This is a genomic window from Rhizobacter sp. LjRoot28 (assembly GCF_964253025.1).
Taxonomy (GTDB): Bacteria; Pseudomonadota; Gammaproteobacteria; order Burkholderiales; family Burkholderiaceae_C; genus Rhizobacter.
Window position 1 is genome coordinate 1,850,722 of record NZ_CAXUQC020000001.1, and the last position, 22,889, is coordinate 1,873,610.

A 22,889-nucleotide genomic window follows, 5' to 3' on the forward strand; every position below is an offset into this window, starting at 1 on the left:
TGAGGAAAGTTCAGTCTGCAGTCAATTGGAAACTGGTGGTCCCATGAGATAGATCATTGACCAGCAGTCGCCGAGATACCGCCAGAGCGAGGATTGCTTAGCGTTCAGGAGCATACGCAGCCGAACATCGTGCCGAGTTTAAGAGCCCAGTTCTACACGACCGGGCACTAGACGCGCCCAGTCCAACTGAGCGCGTAACCCCCACTTCTCGCCCTCCCGGGCGAGGCACTCAATCAGCCCTTCTTGCCCTTGGCCTTCTTGGCCGGCGCAGCAGCTTTCTTCGGCGCAGCAGCAACCTTCGCAGCCTTGCGTGCGGCAGCCTTCGGGTCGACGGCGGCCTTGAAGCCGGCGCCCGGGGTGAACTTCGGCAGCTTGGCGGCGGCGATCTTGATCTTGGCGCCGGTGCTGGGGTTCACGCCGTTGCGGGCGGCGCGGGCGTGCTGCTTGAAGGAGCCGAAGCCGGGCAGCGTGACGGCGTTGCCCTTCTTGACGTTGGTGACGACCGCGTCGAGCAGGGTTTCCAGGATGCGGCCGGCTTCGGCCTTGGTCAGCTCGTGCTTGGAGGCCAGGTGCTCGATCAGTTCGGTTTTGTTCATTCTCTCGTTCTATCGGTTGCGCCCGCCACTCGCGGGCTGCCGCATTGTGACGGAAACCCGACGTGCTTCGAGGTAGCCGCGGGTATGCACCGCATCAACACGTAGCGAAATGGAGATCTTCCTCACGGTTGATCGATCACCGGAGGGCCGCTGCCTCGCGATGTGAGCGTCTTCTGCACTTGTCGGGGGGCGCTCGGCCGGCCGATCCGTGGCGTGCCGTGGAGCGCCGCACGCCGATCTCCGCGGCTCGGCTCGGCTCAGCGCGAGCGGCGCGTCGGCACCTCTTGTCAGCTCAACGCCCCCAGCACCTGCTCCAGCGAGACCGGCTTGGTGAGGTGATGGTCGAAGCCGGCTTGGCGGGCGCGCTCGCGGTCGGCGGCCTGGCCCCAGCCGGTGATGGCGATCATGCGGATGTTGCGGCCGGCGTTGTGGCGGCGCAGGCGCTCGGCGAGGTCGTAGCCGTTGAGGCCGGGCATGCCGATGTCGAAGAAGGCGACCTGGGGCGGCGAGGCGATGGCCTCGTTGAGGGCGGACCAACCGTCGTGCACCACGCGCACCTGGTGGCCTTGTGCGCGCAGCAGCTCGGTGAGGCTCTCGGCAAAGTCGACGTTGTCGTCGGCCACCAGGATGTCGAGCGGGGGCAGTTCGGCGGCCGCGGGTGCCGTGGCGTCGGCGCCTTGCGGGCTCGGCATCGTGCCGGCGGGCGGCTCGGTCAGCGGGAGGGTGACGGTGAAGCGGGAGCCGAGCCCGAGGCCGGGGCTGAACACCTTGATGTCGCCGCCGTGCAGGTCGATCAGCTGCTTGGCCAGGGTGAGGCCGAGGCCGAGGCCGGCCCGGCCGCGCTCCAGCGAGCGGTCGACCTGCATGAACATCTCGAAGATGGCTTCCTGCATGGCGGGGGCGATGCCGATGCCGTTGTCGCTGATGTCGACCATCACGCGGGTGCCGGCGGTGCGGACGTCGACGTCGATGAGGCCGCCCGGGTCGGTGTACTTGGCGGCGTTGTTGAGCAGGTTGGCGAAGACCTGGGCCAGGCGCGTGGCGTCGCCGTGCACCCACAGCGGCTGGTCCGGGATGGTGACGGACAGGCCGTGGCCGCGCGCGCTCATGGTGGGCGTGATGGCGTCGAGCTCGGTGTGCAGCAGCTGGCGCAGGTCGAGCGCTTCACGGCGCAGGGACAGCTTGCCGGTGGTGATGCGGGACAGTTCGAGCAGGTCGTCGATCAGCCGCACCATCTGGCGCAGCTGGCGCTCCATGATCTCGCGGGTGCGCAGGCCGACGGCCGAGGCCAGGTCGTGGCGCTTGAGCAGCTCCAGGCCGTTGGACAGGGGGGCGAGCGGGTTGCGCAGCTCGTGGGCAAGGGTGGCCAGGAACTCGTCCTTGCGCCGGTCGGCGGCGCGCAGGGCGTCCTCGGCCCGCTGGCGCTCCAGCATCTCGACGGAGAGGTCGTTGTTGGAGCGCTCCAGGGCCTCGGTGCGGCGCCCGACCTCGGCGACCATGTCGTTGAAGGCGTCGACCAGGTCGCCCACCTCGTCGTCCGTCGTGCGCTGCACGCGCAGGGAGTAGTCCTGCCGGCTGATGACGTCGCGCGCCGCGCGTGAGACGGCGAGGATGGGGCGCGTGACCCGGTGCTGCAGGCGGCTGAAGATGAGTGCCGAGAGGGCCAGGCTCACCGCCGTGACCAGGGCGAGGATGAGGCCGTACCCCATGAGCCGGTCGACGATGTCGTGCCGGGCGTTGAGGTAGACGAAGCCGACGACATCGCCGTCGTGGGCGACGCGCTGGAAGACCGAGAGGTCGTCGCCCTCGAAGGTGGCGCCGGGGCTGCCGGCTTCATCGGGAATGCTGCCGGGCGGCGGGTCGGCCGGATAACGGGCGAACACGCGGCCGTCTGCGGTGTAGACCGCGGCGGCGCGCACCTGGGGCCGCAGGCGCAGCATCGAGAGGTTCTCGGCCGCGGCCTTGGGATCGTCGAACGAGAGCGCGGTGGCGCTCGCGCGCGCCACGAGTTCGGCCTGGCTGGTGAGGTCGGCGACCCAGGCCTGCCGGTAGGAATGCAGCTCGTACAACAGCACGATGGCGCCGCTCATCAGCAGGGCGCCGAGGGTGGTCGACAGCACGACCAGCATGATTTTGCGGCGAAGGGGGGAGGGGCGGCGGCGCATCATTCCTTGGTCTCCACGCGCACGGCGACGGCCAGCAGCCGGGAGCTGAGCTTGAGTCCCGCCTTCTCGGCGGCCCCGAGGGACGCCTCGAAGCGGACCTTGCCCTGGGTCTCGACGAAGTTAAGCACGCTGCCGGTCTCCAGGCCCCGCGGGGCGTCGGTGACCGTGAGCAGCATGGGCCGCTCCCGGAGCTCGCGCATCCAGCCGGCGGCACGCCGCACTGAGCCGCCGACCAGCACGACATGCAGGCCGTCGAGGGCGTCACCTTCGGTGAGGCGACGGACCAGGACGGGGCGGCCGTGCACGGTGCGGCCCGGCAGCACGCGCTGCAGTTCCTCGAGCACGTCGTCGGCGTGTGCCACGCCGATGCCGAACGGCCCGCCACCTTCCAGCACCGCGGGCGGCCAGTCCACGTACGAGAGGAGTCGGTAGAGGTAGGCCGCCTTGACGGCGGTCTCGACCTGCGCCGTGCCGGCGTCGGCCCGACCGGCGAAGGCGGCCAGGGGCAGGGCACAGGCCAGCGCGCGCAGCGCCGCACGCCGCCCGCCGGTCGAGCAGGCCTCGAGGGAGCGCCGACGCCACCGCACTACAGCCGCCATCGAAGTTGCAGGGCGGCCGACCGCTGGAATTCCGCCCGGCCGGGGCTTGCACCCCATTCGGCGTGCGAGGGGTCGAAGGCATTGAGCACCGTCACCGACACCTCGAGGTCCGGCGCGTACTGCCACGCCAGGCGCGAGTCGACCGCGGTGTAGGCGGGAACCGCCGGGTCGGGCAAGGCGTCGACATGCCGGATGTTCACATCCCAGCGAAGCCAGGCGGTGATGTCCCACGCGGAGCGGAGCGACCAGACGCTGTCCGGGTCGTTGCCGAGCGACCGGCGTCCGCCGGCATCGACGGTGCCGGGGGATGCATGCAGGCGGGTGCGCAGCCACACGCCCCCGGCCGCGAGCTTCCAGCTGTCGGCCACGCGCCAGCTGCCCGACATCTCGAGCCCGCGGGTGTAGCCCTCGAGGTGGTTCTGCCATTGCAGCCCGACCGGCGTCGCGGTGGCGCTGCGCAGGCCCTTGTGTTCGTGATGGAACAGCGTTGCGGCGTACGACAGCCTCGGGTGCGGTTGACCGCGCAACCCGAGTTCGCCCACGTTGGCCACCTCGGACTGGAAATCGGGGCCACCCGCCAAGCCACCGGGTGCCTGGTCCGGCTGGTACAGGTCGCGGTCAATGCGCGAGGGCGCACGGACGGCGCGCGAAAGCGACGCCCACGCCAGGTGCTGGTACCCCGTCTGCCAGGCGATGCGCAGGCTGGGCAGGAATTCGGTCCCCGTGTAGGGATTGCGCTCGACATTGCCCGCCAGCGTCAGCTCGAGGCCTGGCAACAGAACCGACTGGTTCTGGGCGAAGACGCGGGACCATGCGGCATCCTGCAAGGCCGGCTCGAAGGCAATGGACGGCGTGTTGTCGACCCGCCCGCGGCTGTGCCGATACCCGAGGCCCACCACGCTGTGCTGCCCGGACGCCGGCTCGAACTCATGCTGCGCCACGAGGTCGGCCGTGTTGCGGCTTTCGCCGAAGCCGCCCGCCTGGCGGCGCTCGGTCTGCTCGGCATAGACCTGGACCAGCGTGGCGCGCCCGTCGTCGTGTCCGCGGGCCCACTGCCCCCTCAGGTGGCCGCCCGACACCTCGCGGGCCACCGGTGCCTGGTCGATGGTCGATTCATACAGCGCGGCTTGAAACTGCAAGGCGTCGTCACCGCGGGACCAGTCGCCCCGAAAGGTGGCCTGGACGCCGTCCGCTCCGTCACGGAGGGCCGTACCGTCGGCCTGCTCGGTGTTCGATCGGTCATGCGCACGTACGGAGACGCGGTAGTGGGCATCGTCGCCGGCCTCGCCCCCGAAACGCAGCGCTGCGCCTCGTTCGGTGGAACCTGCATGCGCCTCGGCCGAAACACCCTGCGTCGCCACCGCCGACTTGGTGATGACGTGGATGAGGCCGTTCACCGCATTCGTGCCCCACATGGCGGTGCTCGGTCCGGTGACGACCTCGATGCGCTCGATGTCCTCGAGCAGGATGTCCTGGGCTTCCCAGAACACGCCGGAGAACAGCGGGCTGTAGACAGGCCGCCCGTCGATGAGGACGAGCAGCTTGTTGGCCAGCACGTTGTTGAACCCGCGCGCGCTGATGGCGTACTGGTTCGCGTCGGCGCGGGCGACGATGAGTTGCGGCGCGAGCCGCATCGCCCCGGGAAGGGAGGTTGCACCGGAGCGGCGGATGTCCTCGGCCTGGATGACGAACACGGCGGCCGGCACGGCATCCAGGCGCTCGGCCCGCCGCGACACCGAACTGACCGTCACCTCGGACAGTTGTTCGAGCGAAAGGTCGGCGTACTCGGGGGTGGAGGCTGCGGCGGTTCCAGCCCACAGCAGCGCCAAGGGTGCAAGAGAGCGGAGGAGCCTGCGCGATGTGGGAAGGGTGGTCAACGTGACGCGTGGCCCTGGCCCGGACCGGTCTTCAAGGAGCGGGCAGTGTAGGGCAGCCCGGGCCTTTCTCTGCGACGGGGATGTGTCAGGACGTGCTTGCGGTCCCGGCGCTCATGCGGCCATGCAGTGAGCCGAACAGCCGGCCGAGCCGTTGCCGCAGGCCTCCGCCCTGGCTGAGTTCCCCGAGGTTGGGCGGCAAAGGCAGGCTGCGCCTGGCGGCCTGTGCGATGCCTTGCGGGGTGGTGTCGGGTCGGTCCGGGGCAGCCGGTCGCTCGGCCGGGGCCGCAGGCCGCACGACCGGGCGAACTTTCGCGCGAGGTTCGACGGACGCGGTTTCCTGTGCCTGGCGGTGCAGGAAGGGCGTCAGCCATTCGAGGATGGGCGCCCACTGCGCCAGGTCGCTCTCGACCTTGGACGCCGGCATGTCGAACAGGGTCAGGCCTTGTTCGACGCTGCGGACATAGGCCTGGGTTTCGCGGAGCGCGCCGAGATAGGGCAGGGCGTGACCGTCGGCCCAGGCACGCATGGTGTCGGCGGCCTTGGTGCGGGCGTCGAGTCGCATGCCAATCGCGGCGACCTTGCAGCGGCCCGAGGCCACGCGCGGCAGGGTCTGCAATTCGGCGAAGCAGTCGGCGGCAGACTCGCGGTCGAAGACCGAGTTGCAGACCGGCATCAGGATGACGTCGGCATAGCCGACGACGCGGGCCAGGTCGAAGCCGCGCAGGCCGCCCGGGGTGTCGAGGATGACGTGGGTGGTTCCGGGCGGGGAGCGCATCACATTGCGCGGGTCGACGGCCCAACCGAGGATGGGTGCGCTTCGGGGCAGCGTCTGCCCGGCGCGGAGGCGCAGCCAGGTTTGCGTGGACTGCTGGCGGTCGACGTCACCGAGCATCGCCAGGATGCCGTTGTTCGCGCAATAGGCAGCCAAATGCGTGGCCAGCGTGCTCTTGCCGCTACCACCCTTGCGATTGACGACGGCGATGACAGGCATGTCGCGCGTACTCTGGAACTGACGAGGAGTCGCAATTACATCATTGCCGGCCCTGTCGGCGTGTCACGATCCGTAAGGGGAAGCCCCGGTTTTCGTGGCATCCGGACGACAATTCGGCATGGACCGTGACACGCGACTGCCTTTGTTCCCCTTGCGCACCGTGCTTTTCCCAGGAGGGCGGCTGCCTCTACAGATCTTCGAGGTGCGCTATCTCGACATGATCGGCCGGGCCCACCGCGAGGGCACGCCCTTCGGCGTGGTGTGCCTGACCGAAGGCGAAGAGGTGCGAGCCGCCGACCCGGCGGCCTTCGGCTCGGAGGCCTTTCACCCGATCGGGACCCTGGCCCGCATCGACTTTCTCGAACGACCACGGCCCGGCCTGCTGCAGATCCGGTGCACCGGCCAGCAGCGCTTCCGCATCGAACGGCCCCTCTGCCTGCCCCACGGGCTCTGGGTCGGCGAGGCCACGTTGCTTCCCGACGACCAGCCGCTTCCGTTGCCGGCGGACCTGGAGCCGATCGGCCTCGCGCTCGCCCGGGTGGTCGACGACTTGCGGGAACAGGGCTTGGCCGACGAGGAACTGCCGGTGCAGGGCCCGTGGCAGTTCGACGACTGTGGTTGGGTGGCCAATCGCTGGTGCGACCTGCTGCCCCTGCCCAATGCTGTCAAGCAGCGTCTGCTGGAACAGGAGAGCCCGCTGCTTCGGCTGGAACTGGTGGCCGATGCGCTGGACCAGCTGCGCAAGGGGCCGTTCGGCTGAGCCTGGGGCTTGCGGCACCCAGCGCTGCTTGCGCGCAAGGTCAGTTCCACGGTTGCACCTCGGCTCGGGGCCGGAAGGAGCGGATTCCCCGTTCGCCAGAACGTCACGGCCGCTCGAGCAAGTCCAAGCCCTGCCCGGGCCAGCGGGGTCTCACATCCGGCGGGTGGTCTCGCGGACGGTGAGCGACAGCGGCGGGAGTTCCACGACGGGCGTCGGGTGTCCCAGCATGTTGAGCAGCGACTGCGCCGCGAAGAGTCCGACCTCGTAGATCGGCTGCCGCACCGTGGTGAGCGGGGGCGTCTGGTAGGCGGCAACGGGAAGATCGTCGAAGCCGACGAGCGACACGTCGTCGGGCACGCGGATGCCGCGGCGGTACATCGCCACGCGGGCGCCGAAGGCGGACTGATCGTTTGCCGCGAACACCGCGGTGAAGGCGTGCCCGCTGTCGAGCAGCCGGTTCATCGCCATCAGGCCGCCGCTTTCCATGAAGTCGCCCTGGACGACCAGTTCAGGGTCGATGACCAAGCCGGCCTCCTGGTGGGCGCGGACATAGCCGCTGTGCCGTTCGATCGCATCCACATGGTCCAGCGGGCCCGCGATGTGGGCGATGCGCCGATGCCCGAGACCGATCAGGTGCCGGGTGGCCAGGTAGCCGCCCGTCTCATGGTCGATGGTGTGACAACGGATGCTCGGGCCCTCGAGGTGCCGGCCCGTGACGACGATGGGTTGCTGGCGCGCGAACTCGATGATCTGCTCGTCAGGCAGGTGACCGGTGAGGATGACCAGGCCGTCGATCCGGCGCGCCTGCAGCAGCCGGATGCGCTCCGCTTCTTCATGCGCGTTCCAGTGGCCGCTGACGATGATCGGGGCGTAGCCGCTGCCGGCCAGACCTTGCTCGACACCTCGCATCGCCCGCGTATAGAACGGACTTTCGATGTCCTGCGCCAGGATGCCCACCGTCATGGTGGTGCCCGTCTTCAGACTGCGCGCGAACAGGTTGGGCTTGAACTGGAGCTTCTTGATGGCCTTCTCGACCGCCGACCGCTTGGTGGCGTCCACCCGAGCCGTGCCGTTGAGGATGCGGGAGACGGTACTGGGTGAAACGCCTGCCTCCTTGGCGACGTCGAGCAGGGTGACGGCGGCGGGAGCGACTTCAGGGGGAGTGGATCGTTTCACGGTGTTGGCGCGCGGAAGTAGAGGTGCACCGGTGTGCGGATGGTTGCCATGATAACGATTTCAGGTAAACCCTGAGAACCGATTGCCACGTTTCTGGTACTCCGAGTCTGCGTAGGATCGGTGGTTTCCCTAGGTTAGACGCGATATCGGGGAATGCCTGTTGACTGTTTCGTGACCTCGGGTTGAAATCCGCCCGTTCTGAAAACGATTTCACGAAGTCGCCGATCTCGGTGGCCCGACAAAGCAGTCCAGCATCAACCCAACGCCCTCTGGCACGGAAGAGACGCCCCATGAACAGTCTGTCGAAACCCCTTTTTCTCGCTGCCGCCATCGTGGCGGCCTTCGGCGCGCACGCGCAGGAGACCAAGCCGACCATCACCCTGAACGTCTCTTCGTTCCCTGACCTGGATCGCGGCATCAAGTCGGCCATCCCGCTCTACAAGAAGCTGCACCCCGAAGTCGAGATCAAGCTCACGAGCCTCGCCTACCCCGACCACCACACCGCGATGACGACGATCCTCGCGACCGGCTCCAACGTGCCGGACGTGATGGCGATCGACAACGGCTTCATCGGCAAGTTCGCCGAGTCGGGTGGTCTCGAAGACCTGAGCAAGCCGCCCTACAACGCGCTGGCCCAGCGCGACAAGCTGGCCAAGTTCGCGGTCAACCAGTCCACCAACAGCGCCGGCGCACTCGCCGCACTGCCGGTCGACATCGGCCCCGGCGCGCTCTTCTACCGCAAGGACCTCCTGGACAAGGCCGGCGTCACGGAAGCCGACATGACCAAGAGCTGGGAGTCGTACATCGAGTCCGGCAAGAAGGTGAAGGCGGCCACCGGCGCCTACATGCTGGCCAATGCCCTGGACATCAAGGACATCTACATCCGCTCGGGCCTGAAGGACGGTGACGGCATCTACTTCGACAAGAAGGGCAACTCGCTCGTCAGCACGCCGCGCTTCGAGAAGGCCTTCCAGCTGGCGAAGGCCGCACGCACCGCCGGCATCGACGGCAAGATCGTGGCTTGGTCCAACGAGTGGAGCGAGTCGTTCAAGCGCGACAAGATCGCCACGCAGATGATGGGCGGCTGGCTGGCTGGCCACCTCAACAACTGGCTGGCTCCCGAGTCCAAGGGCAAGTGGCGCTCGGCCCAGCTGCCGAACGGCGCCTACGGTTTCTGGGGCGGCTCGTTCTATGCCATCCCGAAGCAAGGCAAGAACAAGCAGGCCGCCTGGGACTTCATTCAGTTCCTGACCTTCAACAAGGAAATGCAGCTGGCCTCGCTGAAGGGCCAGGACTCGTTCCCCGTGTTGCTGGAAGCCCAGAAGGACCCGTTCATCGACGAGCCGATGGAGTACCTCGGTGGCCAGAAGGCCCGCCAGGCCTGGCGCACCGCCGCTGAGAAAATCCCCGCGACGGTGATCGACAAGTTCGATCCGGTGGCCGAGAGCGTGGTGAACGCCGAGCTCGACAAGGTGCTGGAGCAGAACAAGGACATCAAGAAGGCCCTGGCCGATGCCCAGTCGCAGATCAAGCGCCGCGTGCGCCGCTGATCGACCGTCTCCGCCGCGGGATCTTCTTCTGACCTAGACCGAGTTCTTCATCATGCAGGCCATGGCCGAATCAAAGCCGATCGAGGCGCCCACAAGCGTCCCTTCGGCACCCATCCGACGCAAGCGCAAACCGCTGCATTTCCGGGATGTGGCGCCCTATGTGTTCATCAGCCCGTTCTTCGTGCTGTTCATCATCTTCGGCCTGTTCCCGCTGCTGTTCTCGGTCTACCTTTCCTTTCATCGCTGGGACCCGGCCGCCGGGCTCTCGGCGATGAACTGGGTGGGGTTGGAGAACTACATCTACGTCATCACCAACGATGACTGGTTCCACACCTCGCTCTTCAACACCGTCTGGCTGGCGCTCGTCTCGGGCCTGCCGCAACACCTGGTGGCGCTGCCACTGGCCTTCTTCCTGCACACCGCCTTCGGGCGCTGGCGCAACGCCGTGGTGGGAGCCTACTTCCTGCCATTCATCACTTCGACGGTGGCCATCTCGCTGGTCTTCTCGTCGCTCTTCTCGCGCGACTTCGGCGTCGTCAACGCGACTTTCAGCGCCATGGCGGACGTTCCGGTGCTGGGCTGGATCTTCCCGTCGGAGAAGATCGACTGGGCCCAACCCGAGTACACCAAATGGATGATCTCCTTCGTGGTGTTCTGGCGGTACGTCGGCTGGAACGCCGTGCTGTACCTCTCGGCCATGCAGACCATCCCGAAGGACCTGTTCGAGGCCGCCACCATGGATGGCGCCAAGCCCTGGCAGCAGTTCCGGCACGTCTGCCTGCCGCTGCTGCGTCCCATGATCTTCTTCGCCGTCACGCTCACCATCATCGGCAACCTGCAGCTGTTCGAGGAGCCGTTCATCCTCACCGGTGGCACCGGCGGCATCGACCAGGCCGGCAAGACCGCTGCGATGCACATGTACGCCACGGCCTTCGTCGACGGGGACTTCGGCACCGCCTCGGCCATTGCCTGGCTGCTGTTCCTGATCATCGGCGGGGTGACCTGGGCCAACAACCGATTCCTCGGCAACCGCGAGGCGAAGATCTGAGATGAGCACGTTCCGCAATTCATCCGTCGCGGCCAATACCCTGGCCTACGGCATCGTCCTCGGTGGCGCATTGATCATGCTCGCCCCGTTCTATTTCATGTTCGTGTTCGCCACGCACTCGGACCGCGAGATCCTCTCGCTGCCGCCGCCGCTGTGGTTCGGTGACCAGTTCCTGGCCAACGTGCAAATGCTGGTCTCGAAGCTGCCGTACTTCTGGCACAACCTCGGCTGGAGCCTGTACGTGGCCGTGGCCGTGACCGTGGCGAACCTGCTGCTGTGCTCGCTGGCCGGATACGCCTTCGCGATGTTCGACTTCAAGTACAAGAACCCGCTGTTCCTGTTCGTGATGGGAACCATGCTGCTGCCGGCCTTCGTGGGCATGATCCCCACCGTCATCGTGATGAGCTGGCTCGGCTGGATGAACGAGCCCAAGGCGCTCATCGTGCCGGCCGCCTGCACGGCGCTGGGCGTCTTCATGATGCGCCAGTACATCAGCTCGGCCATCCCGCGCGATCTGGTCGATGCGGCGCGCATCGACGGCTGCGGCGAGTTCGGCATCTTCGTGCGCATCGTGCTGCCCCTCATCGGCCCCGCCATGGGCACGCTCGGTCTGGTGACCTTCATCGGGTCGTGGAACAACTTCATGGGCCCGCTGATCGTGATGCGCGACATGGAGATGTTCACCGTGCCGCTGGCGCTGCGCTCGCTGCAAGGTACCGGACAGACGCCATGGGGTGCCATCTGCGCGGGTTCATCCATCGCGGTGCTGCCGCTCCTCGTGATGTTCGTGATGGCCTCGCGCCGACTCATCGAAGGCCTGACGGCCGGGGCCGTGAAGGCCTGATCCTTTCAACCGAATTCTCTCTTTCCAGGAGTCCACGCGTGAGCGATTTGAAGTTTCCCCCCGGTTTCTCGTGGGGCGTTGCGACCAGTGCCTACCAGATCGAAGGTGCGGCCGCCGAAGATGGCCGCGGGCCATCGATCTGGGACACGTTTTCGCACGCACCCGGCAACACGTTCGAGGGCCACACCGGCGACGTCGCCTGTGACCACTACCACCGCTACGAGCAGGACGTGGACCTGATCGCAAGCCTGGGTGTCGATGCGTACCGCTTCTCCATCTCCTGGTCGCGGGTGCAGCCGGACGGCCACGGCGCCTGGAACGCCAAGGGCCTGGCCTTCTACGACAACCTCGTCGACCGCCTGCTCGAGAAGGGCATCAAGCCCCACGTGACGCTGTACCACTGGGACCTGCCGCAAGCGCTGCAGGACCTGGGCGGCTGGGGCTCGCGTGACACCGCGGACCGGTTCGCCGAGTACGCCTCCGTGATGGGCCGCCGTCTCGGCGACCGCGTCGCCACGATCTGCACCCACAACGAACCGTGGTGCACGGCGCACCTCGGTCACCACGTCGGCCAGTTCGCCCCGGGCGCGAAGGACCCGCAGCTGGCCATCCAGGTGGCGCACCACCTGCTGCTCTCGCACGGCAAGGCGTTGCAGGCGATGCGCGCTGCCGGCGTGAAGGCGCCGCTGGGCATCGTGCTGAACCAGTCGTCGGTCACGGCCGCGACCGACAGCCAGGAAGACCGCGACCTGGCCGAACGCCAGTACGCCTCCTTCGTGCGCTGGTACATGGACCCGATCTTCCTGAAGCGCTATCCCACGGCACCCGGGCTGCACCTTTACCCGGTCATGCATGAAAACGATTTCAATGAAATCGCGCAGCCGTTGGACTTCCTGGGCATCAACTACTACACCCGCATCTGGGCCAGTGCCGCCACGCCGCCCGTGCCGGCGCCGAACGCCATGGGCGCCAACGACATGGGCTGGGAGAACTATCCCCAGGGCCTGGCCGAGCTGCTGGTGAAGGTGAACCGCGACTACAACCTGCCGCCGGTCTACATCACGGAGAACGGGTACGCCGGCGCAGACCGCCTCGTGGCCGGCAAGGTCGAGGACACCCAGCGCATCGAGTACGTCCGCACCCACCTGGAGGCCCTCCAGCAGGCCATGGAGGCCGGGGTGGACGTTCGGGGCTACTTCTACTGGAGCCTCTTCGACAACTACGAGTGGAACTCGGGCTACGCCAAGCGCTTCGGCCTCGTCCACGTCGACTACGAGGACCAGCAGCGCACGTTGAAAGACAGCGCCCACTGGTACCGCGACCTGATCCGGAAGGGACGCTGACATGGCCGCCTTGACCCTGCGTGGAATCACCAAGCGCTACGAAGGCGCGGTCGATGTGATCCGCGGCATCGACCTCGACATCGCCGACGGTGAGTTCGCCGTCTTCGTGGGCCCCTCGGGCTGCGGCAAGTCGACGCTGCTGCGCATGATCGCCGGCCTGGAAGACATCACCGACGGTGAGATCCAGATCGGCGGTCGGCTGATCAACGACGTCCCGCCGGCGCAGCGCGGCGTGGCGATGGTGTTCCAGAGCTACGCGCTGTACCCGCACATGACGGTCGCGGAAAACATGGGCTTCGCGCTCAAGCTGGCAGGGCAGGGCAAGGCCGAGATCCAGGCCGCCGTCGGCCGTGCCGCGGAGATCCTCCAGATCACCCACCTGCTGGACCGCAAGCCCAAGGCGCTGTCCGGCGGCCAGCGCCAGCGCGTGGCCATCGGCCGTGCCATCGTGCGCAAGCCCGATGTGTTCCTCTTCGACGAGCCCTTGTCCAACCTGGACGCGTCGCTGCGGATGCAGATGCGCATCGAACTGTCGAAGCTCCACAAGGAACTCGGCAGCACGATGATCTACGTGACCCACGACCAGGTCGAGGCCATGACGCTGGGCGACCGCATCGCGGTGTTCAACGCCGGCCGCATCGAGCAGGTCGGCACGCCGCTCGACCTCTACAGCCGTCCGGCCAATCGCTTCGTGGCCGGGTTCCTCGGTTCGCCTCGCATGAACTTCATCCCGGTGACGGCCCATGAGCCGGCCGGGCAGGGCGTGCGGCTGCGCGTCGAGCCCGCTGGCGTGGTGGACGTGCCCGGCGCTCTGGCGATGGCGCCCAGCGGTCCGCTGATGCTCGGCATCCGCCCGGAACACCTTGGCGTGACGCGCGTCGAGGAGGGGCTCGCTGCCCGCATCGACCTGCTGGAACACCTCGGGGATTCGGTGCTCGTGCACGCCACCTTGCGCGGAACCTCGAACACCGTGTCCGTCCGTGTGCCGGCCAACCAGCCCGGGCTGAGCGCCGGACTCGACATCGGGCTTGCGCCGCTCGGCTCTCAAGTGCTGCTCTTCGGCGAATCCGGCGAAGCGCTGGCGCTGCACTGAAACGCGATTGGATTCACGCCCTTCAACACCAACGAACGTCGAGGCACTGCTCCCTGCCCGTGAGGGAGCAGTCCGAAACACCCCGCTTCGCCTGACGGACGCTCCGATGCGCACGGCAGGCAAGACGTAGTCGCCACGCAGGCGAAAAAAACCTCACTACATATACGACGAGGAGTAACCGTGAAAAAGAAGCGTCTGATCTTGGCCCTGGGGCTCGTGGGTACCACCACCGCCACGCTGGCGGCCCCCCCGATCGATTTCTCCGGCTACATGCGCGCGGGCGTCGGTCTCAACGCCCGTGGCGGCACGCAAGTCTGCTACCAGCTGCCGGGCGCGGACACCAAATGGCGTCTCGGCAACGAGTGCGACTACGTGATCGAACCGAGCTTCAGCGCAAAGCTCGCGACCTTCGAAGGCGCGGACTGGCACGTGCACTTCATGCCCAGCGTGTACCGCGCCTGGGGCGACAATGAGCTGGGCGGCGCCAGCAGCCGCGGCGACGACCTCTACGCCCGCTTCGGCCAGGTCTACACCTACGGCAACAACATCTCGGCACTGGGCAACGGCAAGCTGTGGGCTGGCCGCCGCTTCTACAACCGTCTGCAGCTCGGCATCAACGACCACTTCATCGAGAACAACGACGGCGACGGCGCCGGTCTCGAGGACATGAACGTCGGTTTCGGCAAGCTGAGCGTTGCCGTGATGCTGAACCCGCGTGACTACCGCGACCTGAACAACGCGGAAACCACGTCCGTGAACGACAACCGCGTCACGATCCCGGTTCGCCTGACCAACGTCAAGACGAACGCCAACGGCGAACTCGCCGTGTACGTCACCGGCTCGACGTCCTCGCAGTCCGACAACCAGTTGACCGGCCAGCAGCCGATCGACCGCGCCAAGAGCGCGTCTCTCGGCGTGTACCACACGCAGAGCGGCGTGCTCGGCGGCAACCTGCTCGTCGGCGCCAAGTTCCAGCGTACCGGCGAGGTGAAGAAGCTGTGGGTGCTGGCCCAGGAGTCGACCCAGTTCGGCGCCACGGCCTTCGACACCATCGCCGAGTTCCGCAACACCGACGCTCCCAACAACGGCGGCGACAAGTGGTATTCCATCGGCGCCCGTACCGACACCTACCTCGGCGGCCCGTTCCGCATGCTGGTGGAAGCCGGCCACGACCGCATCGATCCCGACGTGGGTGCGACCCGTTCGATGACGAAGTTCACGCTGGCCGGTGCCGTGTCCGCAGGCAACACCGCGGGTTCGCGTCCGACCATCCGCCTCTTCGTGACGCACGCCATCTGGAACGACGCCGCGCGCAACGCGATGGTGGCGGCCAAGTCGCGTACCGCCGAGGTGTATGGTGACAAGAAGTCCGGCACGTCGATCGGCATCCAGGGTGAAACCTGGTGGTGACATGACGGGCTGCCGGTAGGCGGCGAAGCTGTCGCGGTTGGGGGAACCAACGTGACTCTCCTCGTCTTCGGGCGCCGGCAGATCCCGGTGCCCCAGCCGCCAGGCCGGTACTGACAGCGGGGCCCCTCGGGGCCCCGCTTTTTTACGCGCCCTGCACATCGCTCCTGCGGTGCGCAGGGCGTTGCCTCAGGCGGGGCGCGGTGGCTCCTTCCCGCGGCCGTTGGCCTTGCCCGACGTCTTGCCCACCGGTGCGGCCAGTTCGTCGAGGATGGGGCAGTCCGGCCGATCGTCTCCATGGCAGCAGTTCACCAGGTGCTCGAGCGACGCCTTCATGGCCAGCAACTCGCGGGCCTTGAGGTCGAGCTCGCGGATGTGCGCCTCGGCCAGCGCCTTCACCTGCCGGCTCGGGCGTCGACGGTTCTGCCACAGCCCGACCAGTTCGCCGATCTGATCCAGCGAGAATCCGAGATCGCGCCCGTGACGGATGAAGCGCAGGGTGTGCACGTCGGCGTCGCCGTACTGGCGGTAGCCGGCCTCGGTGCGCGATGCGGGCGGTAGCAGCCCGACCTGCTCGTAGTGGCGAATCATCTTGGCCGAGACGCCCGAGGCCTTGGCGGCTTCCCCGATGTTCATGCGGCGCCTTTCTGGTTCGAATCGGCCTTGCCGGGCCGCCAGCGGCGCAGGGTGAGCGCGTTGCCCACCACGCTCACGCTGCTGAAGGCCATGGCCGCACCGGCGATCACCGGGTTGAGGAAGCCAAGCGCGGCCAGCGGGATGCCCACCACGTTGTAGATGAAGGCCCAGAACAGACCGCGCCGCAAGGTGGCGTGCGTTCGCCGCGAGATGTCGAGTGCATCGGCGACGAGCCGAGGGTCACCGCGCATGAGCGTGATGCCGGCGGTTTCCATGGCAACGTCGGTGCCGGTGGACATGGCGATGCCCACGTCCGCGGCGGCCAGCGCCGGCGCATCGTTGATGCCGTCCCCGACCATCGCCACCACGCGTCCCGCGCCACGCAGCGCCCGGACGGCCTCAGCCTTGTCCGCGGGCAGCACATTGGCGCGCACCTCGTCGATGCCGAGTTCCCGGGCGGCCACCTGCGCGCTGCCGAGGTTGTCGCCCGTCAGCATCACCGTCTGTACGCCAAGACGCTGGAGGCGCGCCACCGCGTCCCGGGCGCCGCCCTTGACCGTATCGCCAAACGCAAGCAGGCCGAGCAGCGTGGCAGGGCCGTTGTCGGTACGGGCAACCAGCCAGGCGAGGGTGCGGCCTTCCGCTTCGAGGCGGGCTGCATCGACGGACAGCGTGGCGGGAGATGCGCCCGACTCGGTCATCAGCCGCGTGCTCCCCAGTGCCAGCAGGCGTCCATCGACGCGCGCTTCGACCCCGCGGCCGGGCAACGCCTTGGCGTCGCCCGCGGCCGGTACGGCAATGGCCTCTGCGTCGGCCGCGGCGAGCACCGCGCGCGCCAGCGGGTGTTCGCTCGTGCGCTGCAGTGCCGCTGCCAGTGAGAGCAGCTCGTCCCGAGTGACGTCTGGTGCAGGCAGCGCGGCGACGAGGGCAGGGCGGCCCTCGGTAAGCGTGCCGGTCTTGTCGAACACCACGGTGGTCACCCCGTGGGCCACTTCCAGGGCCTCCGCGTCCTTGATCAGGATGCCGTGGCGGGCGGCCACCCCGGTGCCCGCCATGATGGCCGTCGGCGTCGCCAAGCCCAGGGCACAGGGGCAGGCGATGACCAGCACGGCCACCGCATTGATCAGCGCCTGCTCCCAGCCGGCCCCGACAAGGATCCAGCCCCCGGCGGTCAGGAGCGCGAGAACGAGCACGACGGGCACGAAGATCGCGCTCACGCGGTCCACCATGCGCTGGATCGGCGCCTTGGCCGCTTGCGCGGACTCCACCAGACGGATGATGCGTGCGAGCGTGGTCTCGGTGCCGATGGCCGAGGTGCGCACCGTCAGCGCGCCTTCCGCGTTGATGGCGCCTCCGGTCACGCGCTCGCCCGGTTGCTTGGCGACGGGCAGGCTCTCGCCAGTGATCAGGGATTCATCCACGTGGCTTCGGCCTTCGACCACCTCGCCGTCGACAGGCAGGCGCTCGCCGGGACGCACGAGCACCAGGTCGCCCACGGCAACCTGTTCGACGGGCACCTCGCTGACCAGCCCGTCGCGGAGTACCCGGGCACTCGCGGGACGCAGCGCGTTGAGCGCACGGATGGCGTCCGCCGTCTGGCGCTTGGCGCGGGCCTCCAGCCACTTGCCGAGCAGCACGAGCGTGATGACGGCAGCCGATGCCTCGAAGTACAGATGCGGCATGCCGTGATCACGATGGGCCCACAGCAGGTAGATCGAGAGCCCGTACGCAGCGGATGTGCCCAAGGCGACCAGCAGGTCCATGTTGCCTGTGCCGGCCCGCACCGCATGCCAGGCGGCCCGGTAGAAGCGCCAACCGAACACGAACTGCACCGGGGTGGCCAGCAGCCATTGCAGCCAGGCCGGCAGCATGGCGTGGATGCCGAAGGGTTGAAGCAGCATCGGCGCCACGAGCGGCAGCGTCAGGGCGGCAGCAATGACGACGGCCCAGCCGCCGGTGGACGGCGGCAAGACGCCGGCTTCGGCCGCCGGACTGCTCAGGTCATGCGCGGCGTAGCCCGCCTTCACGATGGCGGCCACCAGCGCACCGGCGGGCAGCGGTCCGGCCGACCGGACCGTGGCCCGCTCGGTGGCGAGATTCACCGAGGCCGACATCACCCCGGGCACGGCATGCAATGCCTTCTCCACCCGTCCGACACAGGAGGCGCACGTCATGCCCTCGACGGACAGCACCGCCTCCTGCAATGGAACCTCGTAGCCCGCCTTGCGGACGGCGGCGGCAAGCGCTTCGAGCGACACGCCGGCATCGGCCTGCACCGCGGCCCGCTCGGTGGCCAGGTTCACGGTGGCTTCACGCACGCCCGGAAGGGCGCGCAAGGCCTTCTCGACCCGACCGACGCAGGACGCGCAGGTCATGCCGTTCACGGGAAGGGTCAGTGGGGCAGAGGCGTTCATGGCGAAGGGCGTCGAGTCAGGATGAAGCGGATCTTCAGCCTTCCCATCGTGGAAAGGTCAAGCGAAAGTCTACTTCCCGGGAGAAACAGCGACGCGATCCCGAAAAGCTTCCCATGAGGGCAGCGCTGGATGGCGCATCGCCCGCCCCGCCTCAGCTCGACCCCGTGCGCGGCTTCAGCAGGCGCAGGCCGTTGGCCACGACGATGAGCGTCGCCCCCATGTCGGCGAAGACCGCCATCCACATCGTGGCCGCGCCGGCCAGGGCCAGCACCATGAAGACGGCCTTGATGCCGACCGCCACCGCGATGTTCTGCCACAGCAGGGCATGGGTGCGGTGGGACAGCCGGATCATCTCGGGCAGGCGCCGCAAGTCGTCGTTCATGATGACGACGGCCGCCGCCTCCATCGCCGTGTCCGTTCCGGCGGCGCCCATGGCGAAGCCGATGTCGGCCTGGGCGAGCGCCGGGGCGTCATTGATGCCGTCGCCCGCCATGCCGGTGGGGCCGAAGCGGGCCCGCAGATCACGCAAGGCATCCAGCTTGTCCTGCGGCAGCAGCTCGCCTCGAACCTGCTCGATGCCCGCCTCGCGGGCAACACTCCGTGCCGTGGCGGTGTTGTCGCCGCTCAGCATCACCGCGGTGACGCCGAGGGCCCGAAGCTCGGCCACCGCCGCGCGCGAACCGGGTTTGATGGTGTCCGCCACGGCAAACAACGCGAGGGGACCCTGGGCATCGGCGAGCAGGGTGACCGTGCGGCCCTGGGCCTCATGCACGGCCAGCGCTGCCTCGAGGTCCGGACCGCACTGCCGGCGCTCCTCCATGAAGCGGTGGTTGCCAAGCACGAAACGCTCTGCACCGATGGAACCTTCCACGCCACGACCGGCATGTGCCGTGAACGACTCGACCGGAGACGGGGCCGCCGTCAACCCCCGGGCAATGGCTTGGGACACCGGGTGGTCCGACCGGCCGGCCAAGCTGGCCGCCAGCCGGGCCACGTCGTCGCGTTCGCGGCCGCCGCGCAGGACTTGCCATTCAACGAGCGTCGGCGTGCCCGCGGTCACCGTGCCGGTCTTGTCCAGCGCCATGACGCGCAAGGTGCGGGCCGACTCCAGGAAACTGCCGCCCTTGACGAGAATCCCTCGGCGAGCCGCAGCGGCCAATGCGCTGACGATCGTCACCGGCGTCGAGATGACCAGCGCGCACGGACAAGCCACCACCAGCAGCACGAGTGCCTTGTACACGGCCTGGCCGGAGCCGATGCCGGCAACCCAGGGGCCGAGGGCTGCCACCAGCAGGGCCATCACGAACACCGCCGGCGTGTACACCGCCGAGAAGCGGTCGACAACACGCTGGGTCGGCGCGCGAGTGGCCTGGGCCTCCTCGACGGCATGGATGATGCGGGACAGGGTGCTGTCCGCCGCTGCGGCAGTCACCCGGCATTCCAGCTCGCCGTTCTGGTTGATGGTGCCGGCGAACAGGCTGTCGCCGGACGCCTTGTCCACGGGAAGGCTCTCGCCCGTGACAGGCGACTGGTCGACCGCACTGCGTCCGGCCGTCACCACGCCGTCGAGCGGGACACGTTCCCCAGGCCGGATGCGAACGAAGGCGCCGATCGGCACTTCGCCGGTCGGCATCGCGCGCCAGCTGCCGTCGGCCTGGTTCATCATCGCCTCGCCAGGTGCCAGCGCCAGCAGTCCCTGGATGGCGTTGCGCGCCCGGTCGGCCGCGCGGGCCTCGATCAGTTCTGCCACCGCATACAGGGCCATGACCATCGCGGCCTCCGGCCATTCACCGATGGCGAACGCGCCGGTGACTGCCACCGACATCAGTGCGCTGATGTTCAGTCGCCCGCGCCGCAAGGCCGCCCAGCCCTTGGTGTAGGTTTCCACGCCGGAGAGCCAGACGGCGATGGCCGCCAACGCCATGCCGGCCAGGCGGATGGCCGCCAGACCATCCGCCTCGGGCGCCGCCAGGTGCAGTCCTTCGGCAAGCAGGGCGAGGAGGAGGGCGGCGACCAGACGGAGCGGGACACGAGGTGCAGCGGGTGGCATGCTTGCGCCCGTGGACGCCGCGTCACCCTCGGGCGTGTCCAGGCGCTCAGGCTGGAAGCCGGCATTGCGGATGGCCGTCAAGGCGGCGGCCAGTGCGGCGGGCTCTGCACGCAGTCCGAGGGTGCGCTCCGTCAGCTGGAAGCGGATGGCGCGAATGCCGGGCACCGGCTCCAGGGCGCGTCGGATCTCGTTCTCCTCGACTGCACAGTCCATGGTGGGAATGCGAAATCGCTGGAGCGCACCCTCCTGCGCAGGCGTTGACGTCGCGGCGGCCGCGGGTTGCGCAGCGCTGCATCCCTTGCTGCAGCAGGACGAACCCGCGTCGTCGGAGGCGGCGGTCGGAACGGGAGGTGGCGATGTCGACATGCCCCGATTGGAACCTGCTTCCAGGTAGGCAAGTCAAGTGGGCCGCACCACCGGCACGTCGGCCGCCCGGCCGACCCGTGTGGCTTGAGCCCGGTCAATCGCGCCGCCGGCGTACGGCGCACCATGGAATCGGACGATGCGCCGGTGCCGAGGTGGCCGGCGTTTCGGCATGACCACTCCCCGGGGAACGACGATGAGCATCACCACACCGTTTCGCAACCGGCTCGCCGCCGGGCAGGCCCTGGCCGCGCGGCTCCTCGCCTGCAAGCTCCACGCACCGATCGCCGTGGTGGCACTTCCACGCGGGGGTGTTCCAGTGGCGGTGCCCGTGGCCATGGCGTTGAAGGCACCGCTTGACCTCTGGCTGGTGCGCAAGATCGGCGCGCCTTGGCAAGGCGAACTGGCCCTCGCTGCCGTCGCCGAAGGGGAATCGGCCGAGGTGGTGGTTGACGAAGCGGTGCGGGCAGCGACCGGTGCCGACGCGAGCTACATCCAGGCCGTGGCGCAGCGGGAGCGAGAAGAAATCCGGCGCCGCCAGCAGATCTACCGCGACGACCAACCCGCGCCGACGCTGGCGGGTCGCACCGTCGTGGTCGTGGACGACGGCCTCGCCACGGGGACCACCATGCGGGCCGCACTGCGCAGCATCCGCTTGGCCGGCCCGGCGGCCATCGTGGTCGCGGTGCCGGTGGCCTCGGCGGAGGGGCTGGGGCTTGTGGCGCCGGAGGCCGACGAGGTGGTGTGCCTGGCCTTGCCGGTACCGTTCGAGGCCGTCGGCCGACATTACCTCGACTTCACCCAGGTGAGTGACAACGAGGTGCTGGCCGGGCTCAAGGCGGTGCGCGCCAAGGGGGCGTGAGCCAGAAAGGCCTGGCCAGTCGGCACGGCGGCAGACGTCCAGGCGATCGCGGGCATTCGGAATCTTCCGAATGCCGATCGGACGCGGCGCCACCGCCGCCGGACGCGCCACCCGGTTTGCCGAGCGCCGGTCCGATGGGCAAACCAGGCCTTGGCGAGCATGCTGGCAGGACTCGCCCACGTGCTACCCCACCTACCAGGAGCCTCTCCATGAACAGCGTTTCGCCCCTGCAGCAGGCTTCCTTCTCCACCTCTCCCGGTGGCATGGTGGTCCACCTCGCACGCGACAGCCCGGGCAGCGACCGCGGCACCCTGTCGCACCTGCTCGCGCTCATTGGCGTTGACGCAGGCGGCATGAAGGCGGCCGCCGACACGCCGGTGCTCGTCAAGCGGGTGCCGGCCGGAGAGGTGCTCTTCCACGAGGGCCTGCCTGCCGATTCGATCTACTTCGTCCGCAGCGGAACGCTCAAGATCTTTCGCACCGCCGAGGACGGCTACGAGCAGGTGCTGGGCTTCGTCGGACGGTCCGAGGTGCTGGGGTTCGACGCGTTGAACAGCGGCGCGCACCCCACGGGTGCCATCGCGCTGGAGGATTCAAGCGTCTATGCGATCCTGATCGTGGACCTGTTCTCGCTGACCGAGCAAAGCCCGGCGCTGGGCCGAGGCGTGCATCGCGCCGTCAGCAACGCCCTGGCGCGGCACGGTCAGATCGCCGACGTCATGGCGGCCGTGGCAGCGGAGGTGCGGCTCGCCCGTTTCCTCTGTCACCTGTCGCAGCAGATGGCGGAGCAGGGGCAGTCGCCTCGGCGCTTTCACCTGCGCATGAGTCGCCGCGACATCGCCAGCTACCTCGGTGTCGCGCACGAGACGATCAGCCGTTCGTTCACCGAGTTGTCTCACTGGGGGCTGCTGCGGGTGAACAACCGCGAAGTCGAGATCGCCGACATGGACGGCCTCAAGGTGTTGTCGCGAAGCACCCGCCGACAGATCGACGACCTGGGCCGTGCACTCGAGCGGCCGGTCGCGGCGCTCCGGACCGGACCCACACGCCCGACGGCGCGCGCGGCGCAACACGCCTGAAGCCGAGCGGCGACCGGCGCATCGACATCTCACGGT

General features: G+C 68.3%; 18 protein-coding genes. 9 read left to right on the top strand and 9 right to left on the bottom strand.

Annotated elements, in window-relative coordinates; all coding sequences use genetic code 11:
• Positions 1-233 precede the first annotated feature (233 nt).
• The 5 genes from ACSQ2F_RS08625 to ACSQ2F_RS08645 form a co-directional block, all read right to left on the bottom strand.
• Positions 234-596, bottom strand: coding sequence for an HU family DNA-binding protein (locus ACSQ2F_RS08625; protein WP_436021747.1), 363 nt, complete (start codon positions 594-596; stop codon positions 234-236).
• Positions 597-883: 287 nt separating this feature from the next.
• On the bottom strand, positions 884-2,716 hold the full coding sequence (locus ACSQ2F_RS08630) for a hybrid sensor histidine kinase/response regulator (protein ID WP_436021749.1): 1,833 nt from the start codon (positions 2,714-2,716) through the stop codon (positions 884-886).
• 44 nt (positions 2,717-2,760) lie between these two features.
• Positions 2,761-3,360 (bottom strand): YfiR family protein, encoded by a 600-nt coding sequence (locus ACSQ2F_RS08635; protein WP_436021751.1) that lies wholly within the window; start codon positions 3,358-3,360, stop codon positions 2,761-2,763.
• Positions 3,348-5,189: a TonB-dependent receptor plug domain-containing protein gene (locus ACSQ2F_RS08640; protein ID WP_436021753.1), complete on the bottom strand. Its 1,842-nt coding sequence runs from the start codon at positions 5,187-5,189 to the stop codon at positions 3,348-3,350. The genes ACSQ2F_RS08635 and ACSQ2F_RS08640 overlap by 13 nt, the downstream gene beginning before the upstream one ends.
• A 133-nt stretch (positions 5,190-5,322) precedes the next feature.
• A complete protein-coding gene (locus ACSQ2F_RS08645) occupies positions 5,323-6,228 on the bottom strand; it encodes an AAA family ATPase (protein WP_436021755.1) in 906 nt (301 codons plus the stop codon).
• A 118-nt stretch (positions 6,229-6,346) separates the two neighbouring features.
• On the opposite strand from ACSQ2F_RS08645, the gene ACSQ2F_RS08650 reads away from it, so the two are divergent.
• Entirely contained in the window at positions 6,347-6,988 is a 642-nt protein-coding gene (locus ACSQ2F_RS08650) for an LON peptidase substrate-binding domain-containing protein (protein ID WP_436021757.1), read from the top strand.
• A 150-nt stretch (positions 6,989-7,138) separates the two neighbouring features.
• Here ACSQ2F_RS08650 and ACSQ2F_RS08655 read toward each other — a convergent pair whose 3' ends face one another.
• On the bottom strand, positions 7,139-8,164 hold the full coding sequence (locus tag ACSQ2F_RS08655) for a LacI family DNA-binding transcriptional regulator (protein ID WP_436021759.1): 1,026 nt from the start codon (positions 8,162-8,164) through the stop codon (positions 7,139-7,141).
• Positions 8,165-8,454: 290 nt separating this feature from the next.
• Here ACSQ2F_RS08655 and ACSQ2F_RS08660 point away from each other — a divergent pair, with 290 nt between their 5' ends.
• The 6 genes from ACSQ2F_RS08660 (at position 8,455) to ACSQ2F_RS08685 (ending at position 15,452) form a co-directional block, all read left to right on the top strand.
• Positions 8,455-9,714 (top strand): extracellular solute-binding protein, encoded by a 1,260-nt coding sequence (locus ACSQ2F_RS08660; protein WP_436021761.1) that lies wholly within the window; start codon positions 8,455-8,457, stop codon positions 9,712-9,714.
• 61 nt (positions 9,715-9,775) lie between these two features.
• On the top strand, positions 9,776-10,762 hold the full coding sequence (locus ACSQ2F_RS08665) for a carbohydrate ABC transporter permease (protein WP_436021763.1): 987 nt from the start codon (positions 9,776-9,778) through the stop codon (positions 10,760-10,762).
• Between the two features lies 1 nt (position 10,763).
• Positions 10,764-11,606 carry a carbohydrate ABC transporter permease gene (locus ACSQ2F_RS08670; protein ID WP_436021765.1) on the top strand — a complete coding sequence of 281 codons (843 nt, stop codon included), beginning with the start codon at positions 10,764-10,766 and terminating at the stop codon, positions 11,604-11,606.
• A 38-nt stretch (positions 11,607-11,644) separates the two neighbouring features.
• Positions 11,645-12,949, top strand: a complete 1,305-nt coding sequence (locus tag ACSQ2F_RS08675) for a GH1 family beta-glucosidase (RefSeq protein WP_436021767.1) — start codon at positions 11,645-11,647, stop codon at positions 12,947-12,949.
• A 1-nt stretch (position 12,950) separates the two neighbouring features.
• A complete protein-coding gene (locus tag ACSQ2F_RS08680) occupies positions 12,951-14,042 on the top strand; it encodes an ABC transporter ATP-binding protein (protein WP_436021769.1) in 1,092 nt (363 codons plus the stop codon).
• Positions 14,043-14,222: 180 nt separating this feature from the next.
• Positions 14,223-15,452 (top strand): carbohydrate porin, encoded by a 1,230-nt coding sequence (locus tag ACSQ2F_RS08685; protein WP_436021771.1) that lies wholly within the window; start codon positions 14,223-14,225, stop codon positions 15,450-15,452.
• A 186-nt stretch (positions 15,453-15,638) separates the two neighbouring features.
• On the opposite strand, the gene cueR is transcribed toward ACSQ2F_RS08685, so the two are convergent.
• The 3 genes from cueR to ACSQ2F_RS08700 form a co-directional block, all read right to left on the bottom strand.
• Entirely contained in the window at positions 15,639-16,085 is a 447-nt protein-coding gene (cueR, locus tag ACSQ2F_RS08690; RefSeq protein ID WP_436021773.1) for a Cu(I)-responsive transcriptional regulator, read from the bottom strand.
• Positions 16,082-18,499, bottom strand: a complete 2,418-nt coding sequence (locus ACSQ2F_RS08695; protein ID WP_436021775.1) for a heavy metal translocating P-type ATPase — start codon at positions 18,497-18,499, stop codon at positions 16,082-16,084. The genes cueR and ACSQ2F_RS08695 overlap by 4 nt, the downstream gene beginning before the upstream one ends.
• A gap of 151 nt (positions 18,500-18,650) precedes the next feature.
• A complete protein-coding gene (locus ACSQ2F_RS08700) occupies positions 18,651-20,915 on the bottom strand; it encodes a heavy metal translocating P-type ATPase (RefSeq protein WP_436021777.1) in 2,265 nt (754 codons plus the stop codon).
• 193 nt (positions 20,916-21,108) lie between these two features.
• Here ACSQ2F_RS08700 and ACSQ2F_RS08705 point away from each other — a divergent pair, with 193 nt between their 5' ends.
• On the top strand, positions 21,109-21,774 hold the full coding sequence (locus tag ACSQ2F_RS08705) for a phosphoribosyltransferase (RefSeq protein ID WP_436021779.1): 666 nt from the start codon (positions 21,109-21,111) through the stop codon (positions 21,772-21,774).
• A gap of 209 nt (positions 21,775-21,983) precedes the next feature.
• A complete protein-coding gene (locus ACSQ2F_RS08710; RefSeq protein WP_436021781.1) occupies positions 21,984-22,853 on the top strand; it encodes a Crp/Fnr family transcriptional regulator in 870 nt (289 codons plus the stop codon).
• The last annotated feature ends 36 nt before the right edge of the window (positions 22,854-22,889 follow it).